This window comes from Gordonia abscondita (assembly GCF_032711245.1).
In the GTDB taxonomy this organism is placed as follows: domain Bacteria; phylum Actinomycetota; class Actinomycetes; order Mycobacteriales; family Mycobacteriaceae; genus Gordonia.
The window spans coordinates 102,252-124,318 of record NZ_CP128986.1; the positions used below are offsets into that span (position 1 = coordinate 102,252).

Sequence of the window (22,067 nt, forward strand, 5' to 3'; positions counted from 1 at the left end):
CGAAGCACTCCTACCCGACGACAGGCTCTTCGAGAATCGCGACCGCTCCCGCCATATCGCCGTCGTGCGTCAACGACACGTGAATGTTCAAGTGCCCGATCGCATTCGCCAGATCGCCATGCAGCCGCACGCGCGGCCGCCCGTACGCGTCCGACTGGATCTCCACCTGATTGACAGCGGTGTCCGGTAGGAGCGGCGCGAGCCCGAACCTACTCGACGACCACGCCTTGATGACGGCCTCACGCGCCGCCCAACGGGCCGCGAGGTTCCGCGCCCCGTCACCGGTGCGGTCTGCGACGTCTCGCCGTTCACCGACCGAGAAATGGCCGATGAACGTCGAGCCGGGGGTCGACAACTGCTCGCTGAACTCGGGAACCGACACCATGTCGATCCCCACTCCGACGACGCTCATCGGACGTACGTTCCGTCCGCGGCCAGGCGCGAATCCGGGTCGAGGAGCACCGCCGATTCCACAGTGTGCTCGTCGGCGTCACCGAAGCGGCGTCCCTCGGGTCGCTGGTAGGCGGCGTCGCCACCGCACATCGACGACAGCAGTCGCTGCTTGCCGTCCCGCAGACGGGAGGCCGCCGCACGACGGTATCCGTCGCGAGCCGACTCGCTGAGCGACGCCACGAACGCCTCCGGGTGGACGACGGCGATCAGACCCGACACGTGACCGAATCCGAGACTCGTGAGGACACCTGCCTTCAGCGGGAACCTCTCGCCCATCCGCAACGTCTCACGCGGCCACACCAGATGCGGGTACTCGGCCATCTTCTCGTCGACGCAATCGAGGCTGCGGTTCGGCGGGACGACGCCGTCGCGGAGCACCTGGCACAGACCGATCAGCTGGAACGCCGCCGCACCGCCCTTAGCGTGGCCAGTCAGCGACTTCTGCGACACCACGAACAGCGGTGCGCCGTCGCTGCGGCCGATGGCACCGGCCAGACGCTCGTGCAGGTCGGACTCGTTCGGGTCGTTGGCCCGGGTAGAGGTGTCGTGCTTGGACACGACCGCCACGTCGTCTGGGCTCACTCCCAGCGAGGCGAGCGACGACGCGAGCGGCGACGACGCCTGCCCGCGGGCCGCGCCGAGTGCGCCGAGGCCCGGAGCCGGGATCGAAGTATGGACGCCGTCGCCGAAGCTCTGCGCCCACGCGACGACGCCGAGGACCGGCAGGCCGAGTTGCGCGGCGACGTCGCCACGCGCCAGCAGGACCGTGCCGCCGCCTGCCGACTCGACGAAGCCGCCGCGGCGGCGGTCGTTGGCGCGCGAATAGCGACGCTCATCGATGCCCTTGGCTTCCATCGCCGCCGAGTCCGCGGTCGCCGACATGTCGCCGAAGCCGACGATGCCTTCGATGCCGAGGTCGTCGAACCCACCTGCCACCGCGAACAACGCCTTGCCGAGACGGATCTTGTCAGTGCCCTCCTCGACGGAGACCGCTGCTGTGGCGCAGGCCGCGACCGGGTGGATCATCGCACCGTACGAACCGATGTACGACTGCACGACGTGCGCGGCGACGACGTTCGGCAACGCCTCCTGCAAGATGTCGTTGGCCTTCGACTCTCCGAGCAGCGTGTCGACGTACAGCGACCTCATCGAGGTCATGCCGCCCATGCCGGTGCCCTGCGTGTTGGCGACCAGACCGGGATGAACCCAGCGCATGAGCTCACTCGGCGTCAGGCCCGCGGTGAGGAACGCGTCGACCGTGGCGATCAGGTTCCAGAGCGCGACGCGGTCGACGGACTCGGCCATGTCGGGCGATACCCCCCAACGCACCGGGTCGAAGCCGGTCGGGATCTGGCCACCGACAGTGCGCGACAGTTCGAAGCGGCGCGGGACACGGATCTCGGTGCCGGCGAGGCGGGTCACCGACCAGTCGCCCGACTCGGTGGCGACGATCCGTGTACGTTCCGGGTCGGCCGACGCGAACGCCCGAGCGGACGCCTCGTTCGGCACCGTGAACGTCAGGTCGTCGTCGAGGAATACCGACTCCAACAGCGGCGACGTGTTGTCGACCATCGCACCCTCGTCCGCGTAGCGACGGATGCCGCAGCGGGCGACGACCTCGTCGTGGTAGCGGTCGGCGATCTCGGCTTCGGCGACCGGGTCACCGGATTCGACGTCGTACCAGCCGGGTTTGGGCGTCTCCTCCCAGGTGACGAGCCCGGTGTTCCAGGCGAGTTCGAGAACGCCCGCCGCCGACAGCTTCTCGTCGACCTCCATCTCGAAGCGAGTGCGTGCCGAACCGTAGGGTCCCACCTCGCCAGCACCAACGATGACCACCGTGTCTTCGGGTCGCGCGTCGACTGCAGGCCATTCGTGTGCGGCCGGGAGTTCGGCGCGCGCCGGGGCAGACAGTGCGGCGACCAGTGGGTTGGCCGGTACAGGCTCTTCGACGGCCGGCTCGCCGGGCGCTGTCTCGGCGGCTTGCGCGGCCAGCGCCTTCAGGTCGATGTTTGGGTCGAGTCCGGCCGTGAGGTCGGCGATCACCGGGTCACGGCGAGCGTCGTCGCGGGTCGTGGGCGAGCACAGCGCGACCAGTTCGGCGGCCATCTCCTCGGTGCTCCAGGTGCGGACACCCGCGCCCTCGACTGCGGCGGCCATCCCGTCGTTGCCCCCCATCAGACCGGTGCCGCGCACCCAGCCGATGAGTGCGTGCACCAGCGTGGTGCGCGAGCCCCACGACTCTTCAGCACCCCAGCGGGTGACGAGGGCGTCGAGCGCGGCCTTCGCTTCGCCATACGCGCCGTCGCCGCCGAACATGCCGCGGTTGGGCGAGCCCGGAAGCACCACGTGAACTCGCGAGTCGAGGTCGTGGTCGGCGCCGATCGCACCGAGTCCGGCGATCAGCCGTTCCACCGACCACAGCAGGACCTTCATCTCGAGCTCGGCGCGACCGCCGACCTCGGTGAGATCACCCGCCACGCGCGGTGCCGCGAACGGGAACAGCAGCGTCGGCGTCATCGCTTCCTTGACGACGCCGGTCGTCGAACCCAGGTTCTCGGTCTGTTCGGTCCCGATCCAATCGACGACGGCGTCGACGTCGACGTACGACGCGAGGTTGGCCGGAACCACCCAGAGCGCGGCGTCCGCACTCGCGTTGTCACGGTAGAGCTTCTTATAAAAGGCTAGTCGTTCACTGTTCAGACGTGATGTGGTGGCGACGACGGTCGCGCCCCCGTCGAGCAGCCTGGCGACGACCGACGCCGCGATCGAGTTGGGCGATGCACCGGTGACGACTGCGACATCGTCGGCGAACTCGCCGCGTTCGGTCGACTCGGCTGCTTCGGCGATCGCCGCGAACAGTCGCGCGTGGACCCGGAAACCGCGATGCAGTGCCTTGCCCTGCCACCAGGTGGCGTGTTCGGCGACGGCCGTCCCGGCACCGCGTAGGCGGGCCACGATCGCTTGATGGTCGGCGTCGACGACGTCTTCGCCCGTGAGCCATAGACGCGCGAGGTCTTCGCGGGCGCTGGCCCAGCGATCGTCGAGCAGGACGGCACGCTTCTCGTCGAACGACGGGGTGACTGTGCGCACCCAGTCGGCGCCGAGCTCGTCGCTGATGCGGGATACGGCGACGGCGTTCGGGTCCTCGAGGGTCTCACCCGCTGACTCGAGGTCGACGAGGCCGAGTTTGGCGAGGATCGTGTTCGCGGTGGCCGCGAGCACCCCGTCGGGGCCGACCACTTGGTCGGCGAAAGCATCGAGAGCTGCCGAATCGACTGTGCCGCCGTCCGACGACGCTGCCGCGGGCAGTTCGACAACGACGCCGCGCGCCGCACCGGCCGAGCGGACGGCGCGGTCGATGAGCGCATCGAGGTCGGACGCGGTGGCGACACCGCCGTCGAGCAGGTCGCCGAGCTCACCGCCACGGACGCTGGCACCGTCGCGCGAGCCGAGTGCGACAGCTACGAGGGTGTGTTGCGCCCAGCCTGCGCCCAGCTGCCAGGTGCCAGTGACACGGTCACTGATGTAGGCCTGACGTTTGCCGGTGGGGCCTGCGACCTTGCGGATCTGGTCGCCGACGGCGTCCGTCAGTACGTCGCCGAACGGTTTGTAGCCGCGAGCCAAGGTCTCGACGGTCGTCGCGAGAGCAGTCATATCTGCTTCGGCGGCACCGTCGATGGCGCCGAGGCCGAGCTCGCCGCCGATGTCGAGGAGTAACTGGTTACGGCGGGAGGAGACGCCGTCGCACAGCGACTCGATGGTGTCGGCCGCACCGATCTGTGCCGGAGTCATTTTGGTCCACAGCGCGATGACGGCCCGGACCGCGTCGGCGGGGCCGAAGGCGATGTCGTCGGGACGCGGGCCTGCGGCAGCTGCCGAGACGGGAGCCGCGACGACAGGTGCGGCAGCCGGTGCGGGCGCAGCGGCTTCGGCTGGCGCCTCCTCGGCGACGTCGTCGTCGATCGGCTCGGGCGCGCTGTCGTCGGCGCGCAGCAGCCGCTCATCGGATTCGACGTTGAGTACCTCGGCGATCGCCCCACCGTACGGCGCGAGTTTCAGGGTGTTTCGCGCCAAGCCGGTCAGGGTCGGCGCCGACTTGACGCCGACCTCGACGAACCGTTCGATACCGAGGCCGCCCTGCTCGACGGATGAGAACAGCAGATCCTGCGTCTCGATCCAGCGGACAGGACTGGCGAACTGCCAGGCCAGCAATTCGATGAGCATGATGCGAGCGAGTGCTGCGGGCTTCGCGACCCACGTGTCCCAATCGGCGAGCACCTCGTCGAGTGGCTCGGACGGCACGAGGTCGGCGATCTCCTGAACGAAGTCGCGCCCGAGGTTGAACAGGCGCGGCACCAGGTTCGGAATGTAGTTTCCGACGAGGATGTCCGGGTCGATGACCTCAGGCAGCAGTTCGTCGAGCTTCCCTCGGAACTCGGGCACGCCCGCACGAAGCACCGTCGAGTGGAACGGCACGTCGATACCTGGGACCACGATGAACGCACGCTTGCCACCGAACTCGGCGCGACGACGGTCGATCTCGGTCTCCAGCAGTTCCAGGCCGCGGACGGTGCCCGCGATCGCATATTGCGAGCCGAGCAAGTTGAGGTTGACGACCTGAAGGAACTCGTCGTTCCCCTCGCCGATCGAGGCGACGAAGTCCTCGACGTCGTCGTCAGCCAGACCGAACTGGCTCGGGCGGATCGCCGCCAACCGGTAGTCGCTACGGCCCTTCTCGTCACGCGGAACCAGGTGGTGCATGGCGCTGCCTCGCTGGAACACGACTTCGAGGACGGCTTCGAGGGGAAGAACGCCCGCGCATGCGGCGAGCGCGTTGTACTCGCCGACGGAGTGACCACATGTGATGGAGCCGTCGACGAAGGCTCCGGCTTCACGGAGTTCGGCGATCTGTGCCACGCCCAACGTCGCCATCGCGACCTGCGTGAACTGGGTGAGGAACAGCACGCCGTCCGGGTGGTGGTACCGCTCACCCCCTGCGACGAGGGTGGTCGGATTGTCGCGGACGACAGCCAGGATCGAGAAGCCGAGCGCCTTGCGCGTGTGCTTGTCGGCGCGATCCCAGATCTCGCGGGCCGCGACACTGCGCGACCGCGCGTCCAAGCCCATCCCCTTGCTCTGGATGCCTTGGCCGGGGAACGCGTAGACGGTGCGCGGTGCGTCGAGCAGTGCGGTCGCGGACATCACGAGTTCGCCGCCGACCTTGGCGGTCACCTCGACGACCTCACGGCCGGCATCGATGCCGACCCGGTCGACGCGGATGTCGACGGTGTCGCCTAGGCGCACCATGCCCAAATACCGGGCGGTCCAGCCCCGCAGCGCGCGGGGTGCCGGGACGGGTTGGGTGAGTGACGCGGCGGTCACGACCTGCTGGGCGACAGCCGACAGCCACATGCCGTGAACGATCGGATCGCCCAGACCTGCCAATCGTGCGGCGAGCGCGTCGGTGTGGATCGGGTTGCGGTCGCCGGAGACGACGGCGAACCCGTTCATGCGGCCCGGTGCGGTGACCGTCGCTGAGCGCACATGCTTACGCGTGCCGGTGCGCTCGTCGACGATCGCGCCGCCTGCGCGGACCGGGTCGGCGAGCGTCGCGTCGCCGTTGCGATTTCGGATCGCGAACCGCTCCACGAGCTGCGCGACGGGGGTATCGCCGTCGGTGACGGCAACTTCGACGCCGATGACCCGGCCGACATCGGCGTCGGTGACGCCCAGGCAACGCGCGGTGACGGTCAGGTCGGTGTCGACGGTCGGCACGGCTCCAGCCAGCGTAATCGCGTGGTCGAGGTGGACGAGGTCGAGGAGGCCTTCGACGACGGGTAGGCCGTCTTCTGTCGCGGCGGCCCCGATGACGCTGAACACGGTCGGCCAGCAGGCGACGACGAGCGCGTCGGGCACCGCGGAACCGTTCGGCGACGTCGGGGTCACTGCACGCAGAGTGCTCGGCAGACTACTGCTGGTGGCCCCGCTGTGGTCGGCGATCGAGTCGGCGCGCCACGGGACGGTGTCACGGGCGGTGGGAAGTGTTCCGTCGGTGACGGTGAGCTGTCCACCTGCGGCCACCGTGAGCAGTTCACGCATGGCACCGGCGGCGGCGGCGGTCACGACGCGCGGGCTACCGCCGTCGACGACTTTGAGGTCGCCGATGAACGGGATGCGCAAGACGCTGCCTGCGACGGGCACGGTCAGGTCGAGCCGGATCTCGTCGTCGGCGGCTTCGGCGTCCGGGACGTAGGCGATGACCGCTCCGTTGGGGTGCTCGGCGCGTTCCCCGTCGATGATCGTCCACTGGTCGCGGTCGCCGAGAAGGGCGACCGGGTTGCGGACCTGGCGACCCGCCCACAGGACGTCGTCGGCTTCGATGAGGATGCTGAGCGGGCTCGACTGGTCGACGATGCCGCGGCGACGGCGCCCGGCGACCACTTCGGGTTCGGCGCCCACAGCCCGCAGGTCGGCGATGGTGTGACTCTCGAAGCGGTTCAGCAGGTCGCCGACTGGCTCGTCAACGCGGGTGATGCCTGCGACGGCAACGGTGCCGGGGATGACGCAGACCTCGTCTGCTGAGTAGCGCGCGTCGTGTGCTTGCCACAGCGAGTCACTGCGCCACCAGCGCCGCACGTCCTTGTCGATGACGGGGACGAAGTTGACGGGTTTGCCGGGGGTACGGCACAGCTCAAGGAAGAATGCGACGTCGGCTGGGTGCAGGATGTCGGCGTCGACGGCCGGGAACTCTCGGGTGAGCAGTTCTATCGCGGTGTGTGGGTCGGTGATGGTGTCGCCGAACAGTGACTCGAACTCCCCCGAGTCCTGCTCGTGCATGCGGGCTTCGGTGCGGCGCAGCATATCGGCGAAACGCGACTCCCAGGTGATGTCCGCCCACGGGTAGTGGTTGCCGGGCGTGCCGACGGCGAGCTCGGCGTAGCGGCCGAGCCATTCGCCGTACGTCATCTCGGCGACGTCGCCGAAGTAGGGCTTGGCGGTTCGCTCCATCGCGGCAACGATCTCGTCGCGGCGTTCGGCGACGGCGTCACCGTCGCCCGCGACCTCGTCGAGGAGTCTGCCGCAGCGCGATGCGGAGTTGTCGATCTCGTGGATGTCGGCTCCGAGCTGGCTACGGCCCGACGCCATGCCGCCGGTCGCGTGGCCTGCACCGACCCAGTCGGGGCAGCCTTCGGTATCGACGAGGAGTTGTTTCACCTCCGGTGCGGTCGTCGCTTCCAAGGTCGCCATGGCTGCGGTGCCGACGAGGATGCCGTCGAGCGGCATCGCCGGGTAGTCGTGCGCGGTGGCCCACGACCCGGTCAGGTACTCCGACGCACGTTCGGGCGTGCCGATCCCGCCGCCGACGCACACGACGACGTTCGGACGTTCACGCAGTTCGCTGTAAGTGGCGAGCAGCAGATCGTCGAGGTCTTCCCACGAGTGGTGTCCGCCCGCACGTCCACCTTCGATCTGCACGATGATCGGAAACTCGGGCGTCTGGGTGGCGATGCGGATGACGGCGCGGATCTGGTCGACTGTGCCGGGCTTGAACGCGACGTAGTGCAGGCCGGCTTCGGCGAGTTCGGCGACGAGGTCGACGGCTTCGTCCAGTTCGGGGATGCCCGCAGTGATGATGACGCCGTCGATCGGCGCTCCTTGGGCGCGAGCCTTCTGTACGAGGCGCTTGCCGCCGAGCTGCAACTTCCACAGGTACGGGTCGAGGAACAGCGAGTTGAACTGGACCTGACGGTTCTCGTCGAGCAGGCCGGTCAGCTTGTCGACGTTGGCGGCGAAGATCTCTTCAGTCACTTGGCCACCGCCCGCGAGCTCAGCCCAGTGGCCTGCGTTGGCTGCCGCGGCGACGATGGCCGGGTCGACGGTCGTCGGGGTCATGCCGGCGAGCAGTATCGGCGACCGGCCGGTAAGTCGGGTGAATCCGGTGTCGACGCCGACGCGACCGGTGGGCAGCGACACCAGGCGCGGCGCGAACGTCGACCACGCGGCGGCGACGGTCGGTGCGCTGCCGGGCACGAACAGGCTGCGCTGGCCGCGACGAGTGGCTGCGGCGACGACGCCGACGCCTTGGCCGCGGACGACCGACGCGGCTAGACGTGCGCCGAGGTCAGCCGGCCCGAAGTCCAGGATCCAAGACGCACCAGACTCGACGACGTCGCCGATCTGGTCGACCCAGTCGACGGGGTCGACCAGGATGCGGGTGGCGTGACGGTGAGCGAACTCGGTGTCGATACCGCAACGACCGGACCATTCGACGACGAGGTCGACGGCGGCCACCAGGTCCGGATGGTGAAACGGAACGGTCACCGGCAGTTCGTCGAAGACCGGTGCGAACGGGCTTCCGCCGGTCCGCTTGGCTTTTCGATCTGCAGCGTCAGATGCGGCGCGAGTCTCGCACAGCCGCGCGAAGCCTGCGAGGTGCCGGGGTGCGCCGGAGACGACGACCGAGCGGCGGTTGTTGACGATCGCGATGGTCGGCAGACCGATGGCACCGTCGGGCAGTCCGTGTGCGTACTCGGCGAGCATCGAGTCGACGTCGCGCGGTGCTACACCGGACACGGCGACCATCGGCGAGGCGCCTTCGTGGTGGCCGTCGGCCGAGCCCAGCAGACCCGCTCGGCGCGCGACGAGGGTCGCTGCCGCTCCCATCAGCTGCGACACGGCGAGAAGTTCGGCGTCGGTGTGCTCACGCGGATACTCGGCGGTGGCGACGGCGTCGATCGCGAGCAGCCCCTGCGAGTGGCCGATGACAGCACTAGGCGGCAGTGTCCGGGTGTCCAGTCCCTGCTTGGTGAGGTTCGCGACCGCGGCGAGCTGGGTCAGCAGAATGCCGGGCAGCGACAGGTGTGCGCCTGCCAGGTCGCCATCGGTCGGCACGGACTCCTCGGCGTCGAGGGCGGCCAGCCAGGTGAGGGGTACGAACCGATCGCTCCCCGCTGCGGCGAGATCGTCGGCGATCGGCGCTGTCAGCTCGGCGACGTCGGTGAGGATTGCTTCGACAACGCGGCCGAGGTCGGCGTCGGCGACGAGCTCGGCGAGGCTCGCCAGCCACGGTCCGCCCTGTCCACCGAAGCTGATCGCGTAACTCTCGCCTGCACCGAATCGGTCGATCAGACTTGCGGACGAGTCGCCCGAGGCGGGGATGCGATTGCTTGAGCGGAACTGGTCGAGGGTCACGGATACTCCTGATCGGCCTGTGTGCGGGAACGCGACCATCGTGGCACACAAACATGAGGAAACCCTCACGTTTATGCCGACCCGTAGGTATACCCGCCAGTAGACCGAGGGGTAACCGAATCGACCTGCACGAAATGTTGTTCTCGTGATTGTGATCACACAATGTCTGCAGGTCACCCCACTATTACGCAACGTCGACGCGCGTCGTCATCCGCGGAAACGACGCGTACCGGCCTTCTCGACCGCCGACGTAATACCCTTCATACGAGAATTCACCGACGAGCCGGACACTTCGGTCCGACACCCCAGGGGAGAAGGAGATCGCCCATGCAGCGTTCCAACCGACTGATCGCGGGCGGATTCACCGCCACCATCGCGGCCGCGATGGTCTTGACAGGCTGCTCCACCAGCGACGACGGCGGTGACGAGAAGCCTGCTTCCGACGCGGCGGCCACGTCGACCCTGAGTGCGGCGGCGACGGCGACGCAGGACCTCACCGGCGCCCACGTGGTCCTCACGGTCGACGGGCAGCTGCAGAGCATCAACGCCACCAAGGTCGACGCCGACATCGAGACCAAGCCTGAACTCGAGGGCAAGGGCACCACCACTCTGAACATGGGCGGCAAGACCGTCGACGCACCGTTCGTGTACATCGACGGCAAGCTGTACGCGAACGTCGACGGTTCCGGATTCCAGGACTACGGCGACGGCCGGTCGATCTACGACATCTCCAAGATCCTCGATCCGGAGGCGGGCGTCGCGAACATTCTGCGAAACGTTGACGGCGCGCAGGAGGCAGGCGACGAAACGATTAACGGCGTCGCCACCACCAAGATCACCGGCACCGTCTCCGGCAAGACGCTGTCTGCATTGACGTCGACCGCCGCCGAAGGACCGGGCAGCGACGCCTCCTACGACGCGACCATCTATATCGCGAAGGACGACAAGCAGGTCGCCCGCGTGGTGGTCAGCCCGACCGAACGCGTGACGATGACCGTCGATTTGGACAAGTGGAACGAGAAGGTCGACGTCAAGAAGCCTGCCGACATCGAATCCCCCACCAAGAAGCCGGAAGCGCCGAAGTCCGGGGAGCCGACCCGCGACAAGGCCAACTGAGACCCACTCTGAGCCAGGAGAAGAAGTCATGAGCATTCGCAACCGCATCGTCACTGCGGGCTTGATCGCCGTCGGAGTCGGCTCGGCCCTAACCGTCCCGTCTGTGATCGACCCCGCGCCCGCCAACGCCGCCGCCTACTACGGCGCCATCGCCCTGTCACCGAGCACCGGCCAGACCGGCCGATCCTGGGACTACCAAGACTCCGCGACCGCGGCTAGTACCGCAATGAGCTTCTGCTACTACGACGACTGCCGCGTGGTAGCGCAGTTCGCCAATGGCTGCGGCGCCGTCGCGCAGAGTTCGCGCTACTGGGGCTACGGCACCGGGTCGAGCCTGAGTGAGGCGCAGTCGTATGCGCGCTACAACGCCGAGGGCGGCTACATCTACGACTGGGTGTGCACCTCCGGTCACAGCTGACCACTCGGCCAGATCCGTCGCCTCCCCGCCGACCCGGGCCCGCGCTTGACAGCAGGTCTCGGGTCGCGCCTGTTTAGACTCCACGTATGACTGACGACGCATGCGTCTTCTGCGAGATCGTCGCCGAACGCGGACCTGCACACATCGTCTACGCCGATGACGACGTCGTCGCCTTCCTCGACCGTGCGCCGATCGCGCGCGGCCACACGTTGGTGGTCCCGCGTCGACACTCGTCCGGCCTGTCCGATCTGGATCCGGCGTACGGCACTCCCCTGCTGGCGGCCGCGCAACGAGTCGCGAACGCGCTCAAAGGGACCGAGTTCGGCGCCCACGGCGTGAACCTCGCGCTCAACGACGGACGGGCTGCGATGCAGACGGTGTTCCACACGCACGTCCACATCGTTCCTCGCCGGTCGGGCGACAAGTTGACGTTTGCGAAAGGGTTCCTCACCCGCCGCCCGGGCGACCTGAAGGCCATTGCGGCACAACTGCGTTCGGCGATCGCGACGCGGACATGAGCACCGCGGACTCGCGTCGGGCGCCTACGTTGAGCCGACGTCGCGGCGCGAATGGTCCCTGAACCGGCACGCGCGGCGCTGTAAGATTCCGGCGTGGCAGACGACGAGCGACCCGACCTCGATCCTGTCGACGACACCATCGCACTGGAGCTCGAGTTCCTCACCTCGCTCATCTGGGCCCCCGACTCGGTGACCGTGATCGCCGTGCACGCGCTGGTCGGCACGGCGATCGAACGCGCGCTTGGACCTGATCAGGTCGCTCGGGCCGATGTCCTTCCGCTCGACACCACGCTGTTCATACGTCGGGATCACGCTCTCGTGTTCGCGGCCGTCGTCGCCCGCGTGGATGGCGCGCTACCGGTCACCCCCACCCTCCTGGCCGAGAGTCTGTCGGATCCGAAAGCGCGCGCGAGCGTACGCAACGTACTCCTTGAGATCGGTGCGCCTACCGGACAAGGACCCTTACCCGGCGGAGCCGATGTCCCGCATCTCGCGATCGCCGTCGTCGATCACTGGTACCGGCGCGGCTACATCGCCCTGGTGTCGAAGATGGCCCTGGCATGCGAGGAGTCACCGACCGACGACCTCGCCGACCGATGGGCCGATCTAACCGCCCACCAGCAGAGAGCGCACCGTCGTCGCTCCGAGGTGCGGCGCCGACTCGCCCAGGTGTGAGGGCGGCGAGCGGACCGCCGCGACGATCGAGGCTACCGTTGACGCACGACGGCGCGAGCCGTCGAAGGGCCTTAACCAGCATATCAACGATCGTTGAAATAAGCGTACAATGGAGACATGATCGACAAGTCACCCCGCCGACCCGGACGCCGAACCAGTGACTCCACCGCCCGCGACGACATCCTGCGCGCCGCACGGAATCTATTCGGGCGCAAAGGGTTCAACGCCACGTCGATGCGCGCAGTGGCCGCCGAGGCGTGCGTCGACGTTGCACTGGTCCCCTACTACTTCGGGAGCAAGCACGGCCTGTTCGTCGCCGCGCTCGAAGTGCCTATCGATCCGGCCGATCAGATCCGCCGAGCGACCGACGGCCCGCGCGAACAGCTAGGCGAACGGATGATCTCCGAGTTCACGCGTGTGTGGGAAGGCACCGAGACCGGAAGTGCGATGCAGGGGCTCCTCCGCTCAGCGATCAACGACGAGAGCAGTCCCAGCGCGTTCGCCGAGTTCGCGTCTTCCGAGATGGTTCCGCTCGTCGCGAAGTCGATGGGCGTCCCCGTTGAGACTGCACGCATCACGGTCAGCATGCTGTTCGGCGTCGCGACGATGCGGTATCTGCTGCGAGTACCGCTATTCGCCGACCTCACCCGCGACGAGGTCGTCGCGCAGTGGGGGCCGAGGCTCCAGCAGGTCATCGACGGAGTCTGACAGAACTCGACTCCGCTCGACCGACCAGAGGCCACGACCACCCGGCGGCTTCAGCCGCGACCGCGGCCTGCCACCCGCGGTGAGCGCTTGTTGTAGCCGTCCCGCTTGTTGTACTTCTGGCCTCCGCGGCCACGCGGGGCACCGAGGTCGGCGCGCAGATCGATCGGGTTCTTGCCGATCCGCGTGTGCTTGAGCAGGTTGAGCGTCTCCGAGTCGAGATCGTTCGGGAGCTCGACGAGCGAGAAGTCGTCGCGAATGCTGATGTTGCCGAAGTCTCCGCGCGTCAGACCGCCCTCGTTGGCGATGGCTCCCACGATCGCCCCCGGCGACACCTTGTGCTTACGGCCGACAGCGATCCGGTACGTCGCGAAGTGCCCGCCGCCATTGCGCGGAGCGCGTTCACGACGCTCCTGCTCGGGACGCTCACGCCGCTGGCTGGCAGGCGGATCCGGCGCCATGAGGAAACCGCCGTCGCGCGACTCGAGAGCAAGTGCCGCCGCGATATCGGCCATCGTGACGTCATTCTCGCGGGCGTAGTTCTCCACCAGGCCCCGAAACATGTCGAGGTGGTCCGACCCGAGGTTCGAGGTGATCGAGTCGGCGAATTTGAGGACGCGCTGTGCGTTCACGTCGTCGACGCTCGGCAGATCGATCTCTTCGAGTTGCTGGCGCGTGTGCCGCTCGATGGACCGCAGGAGGTGACGTTCGCGCGGCGAGACGAATAGCAGCGCGATGCCCGACCGACCTGCGCGGCCGGTACGACCGATGCGGTGCACGTACGACTCGACATCGTGCGGGATGTCGTAGTTGACGACGTGCGAGATGCGGTCGACGTCGAGTCCACGGGCCGCCACGTCGGTAGCGACCAGGATGTCGATGGAACCGTCTTTGAGCTGGTTGATGGTGCGCTCACGCTGGGCCTGCACCATGTCGCCGTTAATCGCCACCGCAGAGAGCCCGCGCGAGCGCAGTTTCTCCGCGAGTTCCTCAGTCGCCGACTTGGTGCGGACGAACATGATCATCCCGTCGAACTGCTCCACTTCGAGCATGCGGGTGAGCGCGTCAAGCTTGCGGTGGTGCGATACCTGCAAGTACTTCTGCGTGATGTTCTGCGCGGTCGCGGTCTTCGCCTTGACCGTGACCTCTTGCGGATTGTTCAGGTACTTGCGTGCGAGCCTGCCGATCGACGCGGGCATCGTCGCCGAGAACAGCGCGACCTGCTTCTTGTCCGGGGTGTCGGAGAGGATGCGCTCGACGTCTTCGGCGAATCCCATCGTCAGCATCTCGTCGGCCTCATCGAGCACGAGGAACCGGAGTTCGGACAGGTCGAGAGTGCCCTTGTCGAGGTGGTCGATCACCCGGCCAGGGGTGCCGACGATCACCTGGGCGCCACGCCGCAACCCGGCCAGCTGGACACCGTAGCTCTGTCCGCCGTAGATCGGCAGAACCTTGACCTCGGGCATCTTGCTCGCATAGCGGCCGAACGCCTCGGCGACCTGAAGCGCGAGCTCGCGGGTCGGGGCCAAGACGAGCGCCTGCGGCTTACGTGCGGACGGGTCGAGGTTCGACAGGACCGGGATCGCGAAAGCCGCGGTCTTACCGGTGCCCGTCTGCGCCAGACCGACGACGTCGCGGCCGTCCATGAGTGGAGGAATGGTGGCCGCCTGGATGGGCGACGGGGTCTCGTACCCGACTTCGTCGATCGCCGCGCGCACACGGACGTCGATACCGAAGTCGTCGAACGTGGAGCCAGAAGTGGGGCCGCCGGTGGAATCAGGAGCGGCAGAGTCAGGGTTTTCGGTAGTCATCGCCTATAGATGCTACCCCGAAATAGGGCTGTGACACCCCTCACCACCTTCTACGGTACTGTGCGACTCACATATCCAGCGCTGCCTGAGTTGCGCACTTCTCGCCGAAGGGGTTTCACGATGCAGGAGTACACCACTCCCTCCATCACCACCGTCGACCCGAATACGACCACGATCACCAAACTGCAGCAGTACCGCGCACAGCGGCCGACGTTGCCGTTGTTCAAGCGGCGGAGCGACGCAGGCAACTGGGTGACGGTCACCGCCGCCCAGTTCGGCGACGAGGTCGACGAGATCGCGAAGGGCTTGATCGCCGCGGGCGTGAACGCGGGCGACCGCGTCGCACTGCTGTCGTCGACCCGCTTCGAGTGGAGCGTGCTCGACTACGCGATCTGGCGCGCGGGCGCCACGACGGTCGCCATCTACGAGACCTCCTCCCCCGACCAGGTGGACTGGATCCTGACGGACTCGGCGGCGTCGGTGCTGATCCTGGAGACCCCCGAACACCGCGGCAAGCACCAGGAGGTGATCGCTGGGGCGTCCGCTCTGCGCGAGACCCTCGTCATCGACGACGGTGCGATGAACGCACTGCGCAAGCGTGGCGCCGACGTGCCGGACTCGGCACTCGACGAGCGCGAGTCGAACGCGAAGGCCGCCGATGCCGCGACGCTGATCTATACGTCGGGCACCACCGGCCGACCCAAGGGCGTCGTACTGACGCACCACAACTTCCTCGAAGAGTGTGCCGCCACCGCCGAAGCTGTCGGCAACGGACTCCAGGAGGGTAAGTCGACACTCTTGTTCCTCCCGTTGGCCCATGTCTTCGCGCGTGTCGTCGCCGTCGGCTGTGTCGAGAATGCGGTCGTCCTCGGCCACACCAACGACATCCCGAACCTGGTCGCCGACCTAGCCGTGTTCAAACCGAGCTACGTGCTGTCGGTTCCGCGCGTGTTCGAGAAGGTCTTCAACACCGCCGAGCAGAAGGCCATCGACGGCGGCAAGGGTGCGATCTTCGCCAAGGCTGTCGACACGGCGATCGAGTACAGCCGGGCCACCGAAGCCGGGTCCGCGGGCCTCGTCCTCAAGCTGAAGCACGGCATCTTCGACAAGCTCGTCTACGGCAAGCTCCGCGACGCGCTCGGCGGCAACTGCGAGGGCGCGATCTCCGGCGGAGCCGCGCTCGGCGATCGTCTCGGCCACTTCTTCCGCGGCGCAGGCGTCCCGGTGTACGAAGGCTACGGTCTCTCGGAGACCACCGCTGCCGTCACCGCCAATAATGACGACCACAGCCGAATCGGTTCGGTGGGCCACCCGGTCCCGGGCGTCTCGGTGAAGATCGCCGAGGACGGCGAGATCCTGTTGCAGGGCGGCATGGTGTTTACCGGCTACTGGCAGAACGATGCGGCCACCGCCGACGCTATCCGGGACGGCTGGTTCCACACCGGTGACATCGGTCGCCTCGAAGACGGCTACCTGTTCATCACCGGCCGCAAGAAGGAGCTCATCGTCACCGCGGGCGGTAAGAACGTCTCCCCGGCACAACTCGAAGACTCGATCCGCGCACATACGCTGGTGAGTCAATGTCTCGTCGTCGGCGACCAGAAGCCGTTCATCGCGGCGTTGATCACTCTCGACCCGGAGGCCCTTCCCGGCTGGCTGGAGCGCCACAACCTGCCTGCGTCGACTACCTTGCCCGAACTCACGACGAACACTGAGATCCGCGCCGAGTTGGACGCCGCCGTCGCCGAGGCGAACTCCAAGGTCTCGCACGCCGAAGCGATCAAGAAGTACTCGGTGCTCGACACTGATTTCACGATCGAGACCGGCGAGCTGACGCCGACGCTGAAGCTCAAGCGCAGTGTCATCCACGACTCGTACAAGCAGGCGATCGCCGACCTCTACACGTGAGCCCTACAGATCTGACGCCGCTGCGCCGGTCGCCCTCCATCCACCTGTGAGGCGCGACCTCGCGATCGACGCGTTGCGAGGTCTGGCCATCTGGAGCATGGTCAGCCTTCATTTCGCCGACGGCACCTGGGCAGCCGAACCAACGCACTCGTTCCCGTATGTCGACGGGATGAGTGCGTTCGTTCTGCTGTCCGGACTCGTTCTCGGCATCGTCCACCAACGGTGGACGCAGCGGTTCTCATTGCGTTACAGCATGACTCGCCTTCTGCGGCGGATCGCCGTGCTGTACGTATGTCAGGCGGTGATCGGCCTGGTGGCGGCGTGGGTGGCGACCGAGATGACCGGGCGCGAGTTCCGAGCGGTCGCCGTTCTCCCGTATCGTCCCGACACCTGGACCAAGGTCGAGTGGGCGTTGACCCTCCGTTATCTGCCGAGCGGCGGCAATATCTTGCTCATGTACCTAATCCTGATGGTCATCGCGGTCGGAGCGATCGCGATGCTCGTGCGTGGCTGGTGGCCGGCGGTCGCCTGCGCGTCGATCACCTTGTACGTGGTGAGCCAGGCGTGGCCCGCATCGTGGATGATGATCCATTCCGCGCCAGACTGGTACGGCATCCAGAACTGGGCCGCCTGGCAGATCGTCTTCATGTTGGCGTTGATCGCCGGATGGCAGTGGGAGGCGTGGCGGATCCCCGAACGCATCGATCTCGTGCTGCCCGTGCTGATCGCGGTGTCGCTGGCGCTCGCCTTCACGATCGAGGACGTGATCCGCTCCCACGACGTACTGCCGCATGCGAGTTTCCTGATCGACAAGGTGCACCTCGGCCCGGTTCGCGTCGTCGTCTCGTTCCTGGTGATCACCACCTTGTACGGGGCGCTGGCGCGAGTCCTACGCTGGACTCGTCGCGATGTGCTGCGTCCGCTTGTCTCGACCGGCGCGCGCAGCCTCGACGCCTACGTCATCCAGGCGACGTGCCTTCTGGCGATCCCCGCGGTGCTGCTCGAGCGTCCGTGGTCGCAGACTCAATCGGTCTGTATGGCGCTCGGTGTCTTCGCGATCTGTTGGGCGTGGGCGGAGGCCCGTGCCCGGTTCGGGATCGACAAGCTCCATCGGCTGCCGGTGCGGGCGGTCCGGGGTGTGTCGACCCGTGTACGACGAGGAGAGAGGGTGTCATGACAGGTCAAGACAGATCGGCGCAGGACGGACGCGGGCAGCAACGACCCGACCGGCACGATCCGGCGACCGTCGGCGAACAGACGTGGAGCGTGCACGGCGGCAATCACATGCCGGGGTCCGACGCCGAGGGCGCCGCGATCCGGGTTCCGATCACGATGGCCAACTCGTACCGGCTGCCCGAGGATCCGTCGACGATGGACTGGTCCAATCCCGACCACCTGACCTACACCCGCAATACCGGCGTCAACCAGATCGCGCTGCAGAACAAACTGATGGCGCTCGATCACGGTGAGGACGCCGTCGCGCTCGCCTCCGGGGTGGCCGCTTTGCACGCAGTGTTCTTCGGCCACGTGTCGGTCGGTGATCACGTCGTCGTCGCCGACGCGACGTACGAGGCGACGTACAAGTTGTGGACGTCACTGCTGCCGCGCAAGTATGGCATCGAGGCCACGTTCGTCGATATCGCCGACCTGGATGCGGTGCGCGCGGCGCTGCGCCCGAACACCAGGCTGATCGTCACCGAGGTCATCGCGAATCCGACGACGAAGGTGGCGGACATCGCGGGACTTGCGGAGATCGCGCATGCGGGCGACGCTTTGCTCGTCGTCGATTCGACGTTCACTCCCCCGCCGCTGTTCCGGCCGCTCGATCACGGCGCCGACCTGGTCGTACACTCGTTGACCAAGTACATCAACGGCCACGGCGACGCGATGGGCGGAGCGGTGATCGGCCGGGCCGACGTCGTCGAGCCGATCCGCTCGGAGGCGATGGTCGACGTCGGCGGTGTGATCTCCCCGTTCAACGCGTGGCTGATCATGCGCGGTTCGGTCACCCTGCCGTTGCGGCTGCGCCAGCATCAGGCGTCGGCGTTGGAGCTTGCACGATTTTTGGAGGCCGACGAGCGGATCGCGTACGTCGCCTACCCGGGACTCGAGTCGCATCCCCAGCACGCGACCGCGCTCCGCCAATTCGGCGGCCTCGCCGGATCGGACGCGGGCTTCGGCGGCATCATGTCGTTCGCGTTGAACGGCGACCCGGACCTGCAGAACCGATTCGTCGCCGCGTTACGAGTCATCACGTCGGCGGTGTCGGTCGGACACGACGAATCGTTGATCGTCCACGTCAGCAGCACTGGCCCGCGCGTAGCCACCTACCCCGACGGCTTCCGCGAGTACGGACACCTCCGCTTCTCAGTCGGCCTGGAGGACGTAGGCGACCTTCGCGCCGACCTGGCGGCCGCACTCGACATCGCGACTTCGCCCGCCCGCACAACACATTTGACCTAGCCGACGCCGACGTTCTCCGCCACCCGCCGGACGGTAGCCTCGTCGACTGCGACGCCGACCGCCTCCGGCACCCGGGTCGCCGCGAGAACGCACAGGCCGTGGACCGCCGACCAGCAGGCCAACGCCTGTTCGGCGTCGCCGATCTCGTCAACGATCGCGCGGAACCACGCCCCAGTCGTCGCTCGCAGGTTTCCGCCGGCTCCCGCGAGGACGTCGTGGCGAAAGATCAGCTCAAACATGCCGGGCCGTTCGCGGGCGAAACGCCAGTAGGCGACAGCCGCGCTGCCGATACCCGCCCCGATCGCAGGCCGAAGGACCGCGTCAAGGTCGGCGACGCCTTCGGCCGCGATTGCCGCAAGGAAAGCGTCGAGCGTGGCGAAGTACCGACGAGGCGCACCGTGTGAGACGCCGACCCGAGCGGCGACCGCCCGGACGCCGACGTCACGGAATCCACGTTCGTCGACGATCCGCACGCCTGCTGCGATGAGACGGTCGCGTGTCGTTTCGGCCATGTTGACAGTGTCTACCGAGGTCGGTCACGATGTCGAGTAGACACTGTCTACACCGCTAGTCCGGAGGGCCCGATGCACGTAGCGCCACCTGTTCTGTATCCGTTGTGCAAGCACGTCCTGCTTGGGCCCGCCCTTCGGCGGCGAATCGACCTGGACGTGTCCGGCACCGAAAACATTCCCGCCCGCGGACCGGTGATCGTCGCCGCGAACCATCTCGCCGAAATCGACTCACTCGTTCTCCCGTTGTCGACCAAGCGCCGACTGTCCTTCTTCGCCAAATCGGAGTACTTCACGGGAACCGGTGTCCGGGGCCTGCTGTCGCGATCGTTCTTCGCGGGAACCGGGCAGATTCGCGTCAGCCGATCGGGCGACGACGCTGCCCTCACCGCAGCCGAGCGGACCCTCGCCGCGGGCGGCGTGTGGGCGATCTACCCGGAAGGCACACGCTCACCCGACGGACGACTACACCGCGGGCATACCGGTGTGTTGCGGGTCGCGGCGAGAATGCCGACAACACCGATCGTGCCCGTCGCCCTGGCCGGAACCGACGAGGTGAATCCGCCTGGGGCCCGCCGGATAGTGCCGGGTCGGGTGACGGTCCGCATCGGGGCACCGCTCGCCGTCGCCGACCTCCTTGGCGTTGACTCTGATATCCGCTCTGGCACTGACCGGCTGATGGCGGCGATCCGAGCACTCGGCGATCTCGACTACGTCGACGAATATGCGCGACGCTGACCCGGCCAGGGCGAATCACTCGACGACGAACAGGACTCCTCTGCCGATCGCCTCACGGATGCTGGGCATGGCCGCTTCGGCGAGCGCATCGGCGTCGACTCCGTGGAAATCCGCGAGAAGTGTGATGAGCGCGCCGAGCGGGACTTCGCCGCGACAGCCGGCGAAGAGCGCAGTCAGGACTTCGTCGACTGCCAGTACTGCGCCTGGCCCACCGGGGCGGGTGACGGATGCGCCGACCTGCTGCCAGCCGTCATCGCCCGGCAGCGACTGGGCTTCAAGGAAGACCGGAGCCGTTCGCAGACGTGCGGCGAGGAGGTCGGCATCAGAAGTGGCGCGAAGGAAGTCGCGTCGGTTGAACCAAGCCTGCGCTTCGAAACCGGTCACTTCCTGTCCGGCCGCGGTGATCTCTTCAATGACGATGTCGGCGGGTCGATCCTCGACGGGTCGGCGCAATGTCACCGACCCCATGCCGATGCCGACGATGCCTTCGCGTTCGAACCAGTCGAGCCAGTCGGCGCCGCGCCGCGCAGCGTCGACGGCCGACTCCCCCGCATCGGATACCCACAGGGACACATAGGTGATCGGGTCGGCTAGTTCACGTTGCACGACCCATGCGTCGAGCCCGCTGGCGTCAACCCAGCTCCGGATACGCTCGTCCCAGTTGTCCTCGTCGTAGACGACCCAGTTCGCGAGCATCTGTGCGATACCGCCCGGGTTCAGATAGGTCCGCGCGTTCTCGACGAGGTGTTTGCTCACGCCGTCGCCGACGATCCCGGAGTCGCGGTAGATGTAGTCCTGCGCTCCGCTGCCGACGACGAACGGAGGGTTGGAGACGATCAGGTCGAACGTCTGGCCCGCGACAGGTTCGAACAGATTGCCGGCGCGAAGATCCCACGACATCTGGTTGAGTCGCGCGGTCGCCGCGGCCAACGCGAGCGCACGCGGGTTGGTGTCGGTAGCGACGATGTCACCGCAATGCCCGTTCATGTGGAGCGCCTGGACACCACACCCGGTACCCAAGTCGAGGGAACGCGCTGCGGGTGTGCGAATCACGGCCTGCGCCAACGACATCGATGCGCCGCCGATCCCGAGCACATGGTCGTGCGCGACGGCGCCCGAACGCATCGAGGCATCTTGGTCAGCTACGACGAGATAGTCGGCCTCGTCGCTGCCGTGCGGGCGGATATCGAGGAGCGCCCGGACACCGTCGTGGTCACGGGCAAGAACACCGCCGTCAACGAGGTCGTCCACGGCCAGTCCACCGAACGCGGTGGCGACGTCCGCTTCCGATTCGGTCGAGCCGAGGAGGAAGAGTCGAACCAATGTGGCAAGCGACTGCTTCTGAGCGGGAGCCCGACGGGTGGCCCGCAGCGCGGGCCACCAGGTGCCGCCGACGAGTGCGGCACCCGCCTGTTCGCCGAGCAGGCCGTCGATTCCGTCGGACGAGAAGTCCGCCGCACGCAAGGCGCTGCCCAGCGCGTCGACGAGGCCGGGGTCACCGAGAGGGTATGCCGTCACGGCCCGAGCGTACCGGTACAGTGTTCATGCACGCGTCGCGCGT

General features: G+C 67.3%; 14 protein-coding genes. 9 read left to right on the forward strand and 5 right to left on the reverse strand.

Annotated features, from left to right (window positions below):
- Window positions 1–10: 10 nt before the first annotated feature.
- Both acpS and MP11Mi_RS00510 read right to left on the reverse strand, forming a co-directional pair.
- Window positions 11–412, reverse strand: coding sequence for a holo-ACP synthase AcpS (gene acpS, locus MP11Mi_RS00505; RefSeq protein WP_420040384.1), 402 nt, complete (start codon window positions 410–412; stop codon window positions 11–13).
- Complete coding sequence (locus MP11Mi_RS00510; RefSeq protein WP_420040385.1) at window positions 409–9,645, reverse strand: fatty acid synthase subunit beta domain-containing protein; 9,237 nt, start codon at window positions 9,643–9,645, stop codon at window positions 409–411. The genes acpS and MP11Mi_RS00510 overlap by 4 nt, the downstream gene beginning before the upstream one ends.
- 327 nt (window positions 9,646–9,972) lie before the next feature.
- On the opposite strand from MP11Mi_RS00510, the gene MP11Mi_RS00515 reads away from it, so the two are divergent.
- The 5 genes from MP11Mi_RS00515 (at window position 9,973) to MP11Mi_RS00535 (ending at window position 13,080) form a co-directional block, all read left to right on the forward strand.
- On the forward strand, window positions 9,973–10,761 hold the full coding sequence (locus tag MP11Mi_RS00515) for an LppX_LprAFG lipoprotein (RefSeq protein ID WP_420040386.1): 789 nt from the start codon (window positions 9,973–9,975) through the stop codon (window positions 10,759–10,761).
- Window positions 10,762–10,789: 28 nt separating this feature from the next.
- Complete coding sequence (locus tag MP11Mi_RS00520) at window positions 10,790–11,179, forward strand: DUF4189 domain-containing protein (RefSeq protein ID WP_420040387.1); 390 nt, start codon at window positions 10,790–10,792, stop codon at window positions 11,177–11,179.
- An 86-nt stretch (window positions 11,180–11,265) separates the two neighbouring features.
- Window positions 11,266–11,697, forward strand: coding sequence for an HIT family protein (locus tag MP11Mi_RS00525; RefSeq protein WP_420040388.1), 432 nt, complete (start codon window positions 11,266–11,268; stop codon window positions 11,695–11,697).
- Between the two features lie 93 nt (window positions 11,698–11,790).
- Window positions 11,791–12,372, forward strand: a complete 582-nt coding sequence (locus tag MP11Mi_RS00530; protein WP_420040389.1) for a hypothetical protein — start codon at window positions 11,791–11,793, stop codon at window positions 12,370–12,372.
- Between the two features lie 117 nt (window positions 12,373–12,489).
- A complete protein-coding gene (locus MP11Mi_RS00535) occupies window positions 12,490–13,080 on the forward strand; it encodes a TetR/AcrR family transcriptional regulator (protein ID WP_420040390.1) in 591 nt (196 codons plus the stop codon).
- A gap of 50 nt (window positions 13,081–13,130) precedes the next feature.
- On the opposite strand, the gene MP11Mi_RS00540 is transcribed toward MP11Mi_RS00535, so the two are convergent.
- Window positions 13,131–14,888 carry a DEAD/DEAH box helicase gene (locus tag MP11Mi_RS00540; RefSeq protein ID WP_420040391.1) on the reverse strand — a complete coding sequence of 586 codons (1,758 nt, stop codon included), beginning with the start codon at window positions 14,886–14,888 and terminating at the stop codon, window positions 13,131–13,133.
- A gap of 120 nt (window positions 14,889–15,008) precedes the next feature.
- Between MP11Mi_RS00540 and MP11Mi_RS00545 the strand changes: the two genes are divergently transcribed.
- Genes MP11Mi_RS00545 through MP11Mi_RS00555 form a run of 3 tightly spaced genes read left to right on the forward strand, consistent with a single transcriptional unit; the run spans window position 15,009 to window position 19,259 of the window.
- Complete coding sequence (locus MP11Mi_RS00545) at window positions 15,009–16,796, forward strand: AMP-dependent synthetase/ligase (protein WP_420040392.1); 1,788 nt, start codon at window positions 15,009–15,011, stop codon at window positions 16,794–16,796.
- Between the two features lie 46 nt (window positions 16,797–16,842).
- A complete protein-coding gene (opgC, locus tag MP11Mi_RS00550; RefSeq protein ID WP_420040393.1) occupies window positions 16,843–17,973 on the forward strand; it encodes an OpgC domain-containing protein in 1,131 nt (376 codons plus the stop codon).
- Complete coding sequence (locus MP11Mi_RS00555) at window positions 17,970–19,259, forward strand: trans-sulfuration enzyme family protein (RefSeq protein WP_420040394.1); 1,290 nt, start codon at window positions 17,970–17,972, stop codon at window positions 19,257–19,259. Before opgC ends, MP11Mi_RS00555 begins: the two co-directional genes overlap by 4 nt.
- On the opposite strand, the gene MP11Mi_RS00560 is transcribed toward MP11Mi_RS00555, so the two are convergent.
- On the reverse strand, window positions 19,256–19,771 hold the full coding sequence (locus MP11Mi_RS00560; RefSeq protein ID WP_420040395.1) for a TetR/AcrR family transcriptional regulator: 516 nt from the start codon (window positions 19,769–19,771) through the stop codon (window positions 19,256–19,258). The genes MP11Mi_RS00555 and MP11Mi_RS00560 overlap by 4 nt on opposite strands.
- Window positions 19,772–19,927: 156 nt before the next feature.
- Here MP11Mi_RS00560 and MP11Mi_RS00565 point away from each other — a divergent pair, with 156 nt between their 5' ends.
- Entirely contained in the window at window positions 19,928–20,506 is a 579-nt protein-coding gene (locus MP11Mi_RS00565) for a lysophospholipid acyltransferase family protein (RefSeq protein ID WP_420040396.1), read from the forward strand.
- Between the two features lie 15 nt (window positions 20,507–20,521).
- On the opposite strand, the gene MP11Mi_RS00570 is transcribed toward MP11Mi_RS00565, so the two are convergent.
- The gene (locus tag MP11Mi_RS00570) at window positions 20,522–22,024 is read right to left on the reverse strand and encodes a DUF7782 domain-containing protein (protein ID WP_420040397.1); all 1,503 of its coding nucleotides are present in this window, start codon (window positions 22,022–22,024) and stop codon (window positions 20,522–20,524) included.
- Window positions 22,025–22,067 lie beyond the last annotated feature (43 nt).